Source organism: Clostridiales bacterium, from assembly GCA_012512255.1.
GTDB lineage: Bacteria > Bacillota > Clostridia > Christensenellales > DUVY01 > DUVY01.
In genome coordinates, this window is record JAAZDJ010000035.1 from 1 (window position 1) to 5,381 (window position 5,381).

At 43.7% G+C, this 5,381-nt stretch carries 4 protein-coding genes and 1 tRNA gene; all 5 read right to left on the reverse strand.

All coding sequences use genetic code 11. The annotated features are described in order from the left end of the window. Nucleotides 1-41: 41 nt before the first annotated feature. Nucleotides 42-115 (reverse strand) — tRNA-Gly (locus GX756_01945). Nucleotides 116-469: 354 nt separating this feature from the next. Then, nucleotides 470-1,681, reverse strand: coding sequence for an NADP-dependent isocitrate dehydrogenase (locus GX756_01950; GenBank protein ID NLC16628.1), 1,212 nt, complete (start codon nucleotides 1,679-1,681; stop codon nucleotides 470-472). Nucleotides 1,682-1,835: 154 nt separating this feature from the next. Beyond that, nucleotides 1,836-2,975, reverse strand: coding sequence for a D-alanine--D-alanine ligase (locus tag GX756_01955; GenBank protein ID NLC16629.1), 1,140 nt, complete (start codon nucleotides 2,973-2,975; stop codon nucleotides 1,836-1,838). 16 nt (nucleotides 2,976-2,991) lie between these two features. After that, nucleotides 2,992-4,587, reverse strand: coding sequence for a UDP-N-acetylmuramoyl-tripeptide--D-alanyl-D-alanine ligase (locus tag GX756_01960; GenBank protein ID NLC16630.1), 1,596 nt, complete (start codon nucleotides 4,585-4,587; stop codon nucleotides 2,992-2,994). Further along, nucleotides 4,580-5,311: an alpha/beta hydrolase gene (locus GX756_01965; GenBank protein NLC16631.1), complete on the reverse strand. Its 732-nt coding sequence runs from the start codon at nucleotides 5,309-5,311 to the stop codon at nucleotides 4,580-4,582. Before GX756_01965 ends, GX756_01960 begins: the two co-directional genes overlap by 8 nt. Between the last annotated feature and the right edge of the window lie 70 nt (nucleotides 5,312-5,381).

The window sequence follows — 5,381 nt, forward strand, 5'->3', positions numbered from 1 at the left end:
GCGTTGCTCTATCCAGCTGAGCTACAGGCGCTTAAAAAGTTTGGAGCGGGTGATGGGAATCGAACCCACGCAGCCAGCTTGGAAGGCTGGAACTCTACCACTGAGCTACACCCGCGCTTAGCCTTGGTCGGTTTACCCTTCTCCAAAATTAGTGCCAAGATATAATATCATTTATAAATTTTTATGTCAAATATTTGACCGCGTTTGCCGCGGCAAGCGCCAAAAATTTTTATTAAAATTTTTACATATACGCAAAAATTTGGTATTAATATATTTTATTTTTTAAATATTTATATTGTCATTTTAAAGGTCCGCCGCGGCCTTTTAAAAAACAGCCAAACGCATATTTTTGGCTGTTTGCTGCGATATAATTTTAACATATTTTTTTGGATTTTTCAAAGGCGTTTGCCATAAGAAAAATATAGTATTTTTTTAATTTTTGACCTTGTCGCAAGGTTTTTTTAATTTTTTATAAATTTTCCAACCTGTTTTTTATCTCATATAAAAATTTTTTTGAGTTGACTTTTTTGGGCGTTACACCGTCCTTTTTGAACAGCCCTACTAAGTCGCCTGTCATTACGCCCTGCTCTATGGTCGTTAATGTGGCCTTTTCCAACCTTTTGGCAAAGTCCGATAACTGGGCGTTATTGTCCAGCGCGCCTCGTCTGTTAAGCGCGCCCGTCCAAGCGAATATGGTCGCTACCGAATTAGTGGATGTTTCCTCGCCCTTTTGGTGTCTGTAATAATGCCTAGTTACCGTTCCGTGCGCCGCCTCGTATTCGTATTTGCCGTCGGGGCTGACCAAAACCGAAGTCATCATAGCAAGGCTTCCGTAAGCCGTGGCTATCATGTCGCTCATTACATCGCCGTCATAGTTTTTGAGCGCCCAAATAAAACCGCCTTCGCTTCTTACAACACGGCTTATGGAATCGTCAATAAGCGTGTATTCGTAATTTAAGCCCAGCTCGTCAAACTTGGATTTGTATTCGTTTTGGTATATGTCGTTAAATATTTCTTTGAACTTGCCGTCGTAAGTTTTGGATATTGTATCTTTGGTGGCAAACCACAAATCTTGACGGGTATCAACCGAGTAGTTAAAGCAAGAACGCGCGAAACTTGTAATAGACTTGACCGTGTTGTGCATTCCGCTTACGACGCCCTCGCCGCCCTCAAAATCGTGGATAAGAAGCGTTTTTTGGCTGCCGTCGGGCGCAGTGACAACCAATTCGGCTTTTGAGCCTTGGGGCGCGGAATATTCCACGCTTTTATAAATATCGCCGTAGGCGTGACGGGCAATCGTTATGGGCTTTTTCCACGCGGGGATATAGGGCCTAATCCCGTCAACTAAGATAGGCGCCCTAAACACAGTCCCGTCCAAAATCGCCCTGATTGTCGCGTTGGGGCTTGGCCACATCTTTTTTAAGGCATATTCTTCCATACGCTGATGGTTAGGCGTTATGGTCGCGCATTTGACGCCCACGCCCAATCTTTTGATCGCGTTGGCGGCGTCTATGGTTATTTGGTCGGAAGTTTGGTCCCTTGACATCAGACCCAAGTCATAAAACTCGGTTTTTAATTCTATATAGGGTTCTAATAATATCTCCTTGATCCAATCCCACAAAATGCGAGTCATCTCGTCGCCTTGAATCTCTACCAAAGGCGCAGTCATCTTGATTTTCATAAAGCCCTCCTTGTTGTTACCTTTGGTATTATAACATAAAAGGCGCCCTATCCCAAAATGTTTGCGCCAAAAACAATCAGCCTAAAAATATTAGGCTGTCAAAAATTATTAATATTAACGCTTTTAATTAACGCCCTTAATAACTAATGCTTTGTTAAGTTTTTCCGCCGCCCGCGCAGTTTAGGACATTGGACACATAGGCGTATTTGAGATAGCGTTTTTGGTCGGCGGCGTAAAGCGCAGTTTGAATAAGTTTGTCTATAAGCTCAAAAAAGTCCGTGCCGCTATAATCCCAAAGATAATAGCTAAGCGAGCCGGGGATTGTGTTGACTTCGTTAATATAAACAGTATTGTCGGTTTTGTCTATTATATAGTCTATCCTGATTACGCCCTTGCAGCCAAGCGCCAAAAAGACTTGCTTGGACTGGTTTTGAATCGTAGAGGACATTTCTTCTGGTATGTCGGCGGGCAGTTTGCGCTTTAGGCTGTCCATCCCGCCCATTTTGACGCCTTTTGAGAGATATTTTTCCTCAAAGGTCAAAAACGCCTGCCAGCTTAACGGCCTTTCGCATACCGATACTTTATACTCGTTGGGACAACCCAAGACCGAGCAATTGACTTCTATAAAGTCCGTCAAGGCGCGCTCCACTAGGACTCTATGGTCAAATTTGAAAGCTATGTCCATAGCGGCTTTTAGGCTTTGGATGTCGCTTACCCGCGTTATGCCTATGCTGCTGCCCAAGTTGGACGGCTTGACAATCAGCGGGTATCCCAGCGCTTGCGCCCTGTCTAAGAAATCTTGGTTGCCCGTAATATGATAATATTCTTCTTTGTAGGTCCACGCATAAGGCAAGACATTAAGGCCCAAGCCTTTGAAAAACATTTTCATGGCGATTTTGTCCATTCCTAAGGCGCTGCCTAATACCGAGCTTGAGGTGTATGGGATATCGGACATCTCAAGCATGCCTTGAAGCGTGCCGTCCTCGCCGTTCAGGCCGTGCATGCAAAGCAAGGCTACATCGGCTTTGCATAATATTTTGTTGTTTTTGTAATAAATGTTTCTGTCGGCGGGCTTTAGGTAAACTTTTTGGAGTTTGTGGTAGTCTATGTTTTTGCAAAACTCAAAATTTTTGAGCTCTTTGCCGTGCAAAAACAAGCCGTTGATGTCTATGTAAATCGGATAAATATTATACTTGGACTCGTCTATAAAATCCATAGCCTGATGCGCCGTGATTATAGAAATGTCATGCTCGCAGGACTTGCCTCCAAAAAACACCAATAGATTTAGTTTCATACCGCCTCGCTTTTATTTAATAATTATCGGGCAAATCGTTTTGGAACAGCGCCACCTTGCTGCCCGGGATTGAGTTTAGGACATTGACAGCTTGATCAAGGTTGTCGCATATCCTTATGCGTTTTATGCTGAAGTTTTCTTTTATAAGCCCGTCATATATATATAATGAGTTTGGGCCTGTGATTATGCACCAATCCGCCGCGCGCGCTATATGCCTTCCTAATTCTTCGTTTGCGCGCCTTTGAAATTTGCCCATATCCACAAGCCCCGCCGTGATGACTATCTTTTTTTGCAAGAAGGACTTTAAAATATCCAAAGCGGCTTTAGCGCCCTCTAGATTGGCGTTGAAAGAGTCGTCAATAATAGTCAAGCCGCCGCCCGACTCAATGAGCTGCAGCCTGTGCGGTATAGGCTTTAGCTCGGTAATTTTTTGGGCGATGTCCTCCAAGCCTACGCCCAATTTATACGCCAAAGCCGCCGCGAGCGTTATATTGCCGATATTGTGCAAGCCCAAAAGCGCCGTGACGCAGTCAATTGTCTTGCCGTCTACCGTAAGCGAAAACCTGCTGCCGCGGTTAAAGGTTTGGGGGTTGGAATAATGCGCGAAGCAATCTTTATCTTGAATAAGGTTGCCGACCATTATCTTGTCGTGCTTGGTCTTATGGCATAACTCTATGACTTTTTGGCTATTGAGGTTAAATACCGCGAGGCCTTCGGGTTTTAGGTTTTGGATAATCTCGTATTTGGCGCTGGCTACGGCGTCAATGTTTTTAAAAGTCGCCATATGTTGCTCGCCTATCGCCGTGATTACGGCTATATCGGGCGGGGCGATGCCGCAAAGTTTGGTTATATCGCCCTTTTTTCTTGCGCCCATCTCGGCTATAAAGATTTGGTCGCCGGGCTTTAGGTTTTGGTTGATGCTGCGGCAAAGGCCCATAGGCGTGTTAAAGCTGTTGGGGCTCGCGCATACTTTATAGCGCCCTTCCAAAAATTTTTGCAAAATAAATTTTACGCTGGTTTTGCCGAAGCTGCCCGTAATGCCTATGATTTTTAAATTAGGCATCGCGGCCAGCTTTTTTTTGGCTAGATATATGTATTTGGTCTGTAAAATAGCTTCCATAGGCGCCGCTATCGCCGCGGCTATACCGCACAAGATATAGCTCGTTATAGGCGCAAGCCCTATAATAGAATAACTTAGCGCGGGGACATAAAAATAAAAGGCGCGTATAATCACAAACCAAAAACCAAAATTGACAGCCGTTAAGATTATAAAAAACCTTATAATCCTATGCGTTATTTTTAGCGGGGTTTTGTATTTTTTGATAAACTGCGATACGCTAAACGTAACCATTAAGGCTATAAAAGCTAAAAGCCCCAATAGGCCAAAATGCCCGCCCAATGTAACGAAGACGCTCATTAAGCTAAAGGTTATGACAAATGTAATTAAACTCTCCAGCGCCAGCCTTAAAATCAGGGATTTTTTTATGTTTTTGTAATATTCGCCGATATGGTAGGCGCATAACTGATAATGCTGGACCAGTTGATACGAGGACAAAACAGCCAAGACAGCTGCCAAAGCGCTTATTGTCAATATTATATAATGCTCAGTCATTTTTCTCCCCCAAAAATCTCTCGCAATGTTTTATAAACAGCAGGCTTTTTTGCCTGTAAGCGAAATGTCCCGTATCCCTTATGACTATTAGTTTGCTGTCTTGTATCAGCTTGTTCATCTTTTTTGCCATATACAAAGGCGTTTCTATGTCGTTTTGGCCCCAAATAAGAAGCGTGGGCGCCTTTATGCTTTTTAGGCGCTTGGTTTGGTCGCAATTGACCACTTTGACAAAGGTATCCCTCATTACGCCCTTGGCCGCTTTGTAATCGGCTGAGCCGTATTTGGACAAGTCTTTTTTGAGTTTTTTGGCGAGTTTGTATCTTAAAACATTAAGATAATATTTGGGGGTTTTGCGCCTTTTCAGCCCGGCGCTTGAGGCCAAAACCAGCTTATCCACAACCTCCGGATATAGATAAGCAAGCTCAATGGCTACGCGGCCGCCAAAGGAATGGGCGATTATATGCGTTTTTTTGATGTTCTTTGCCTGCAAAAACCCATATACCACTTGGGCGTATTCCTCAACGCCAAAAGGATACGGCGGGGGCGGGCTTTTGCCGAAGCCGCAAAAATCTATCGCCGTTACCGTGTAGTTTTTCTTAAAATAATCAAAAACGGCTTGAAAGGATTCCAAACTTCCTCCCCAGCCGTGCAGCAATAAAATATTTTTTTCTTTTGAACCGGACTGAATATAATTGATGTCTATGTCAAGGTTTTTCCCCATCATACCGCCACATGATATACGCGTCTTCTTGGTTCTTATAATATTTTTTCCTAACGCCTTCCGTTACAAAGCC

Coding starts and splice junctions, on each gene's coding strand:
- GX756_01950 (NLC16628.1), bottom strand. CDS start 1,681: ATGAAAATCAAGATGACTGCGCCTTTGGTAGAGATTCAAGGCGACGAG.
- GX756_01955 (NLC16629.1), bottom strand. CDS start 2,975: ATGAAACTAAATCTATTGGTGTTTTTTGGAGGCAAGTCCTGCGAGCAT.
- GX756_01965 (NLC16631.1), bottom strand. CDS start 5,311: ATGATGGGGAAAAACCTTGACATAGACATCAATTATATTCAGTCCGGT.
- GX756_01960 (NLC16630.1), bottom strand. CDS start 4,587: ATGACTGAGCATTATATAATATTGACAATAAGCGCTTTGGCAGCTGTC.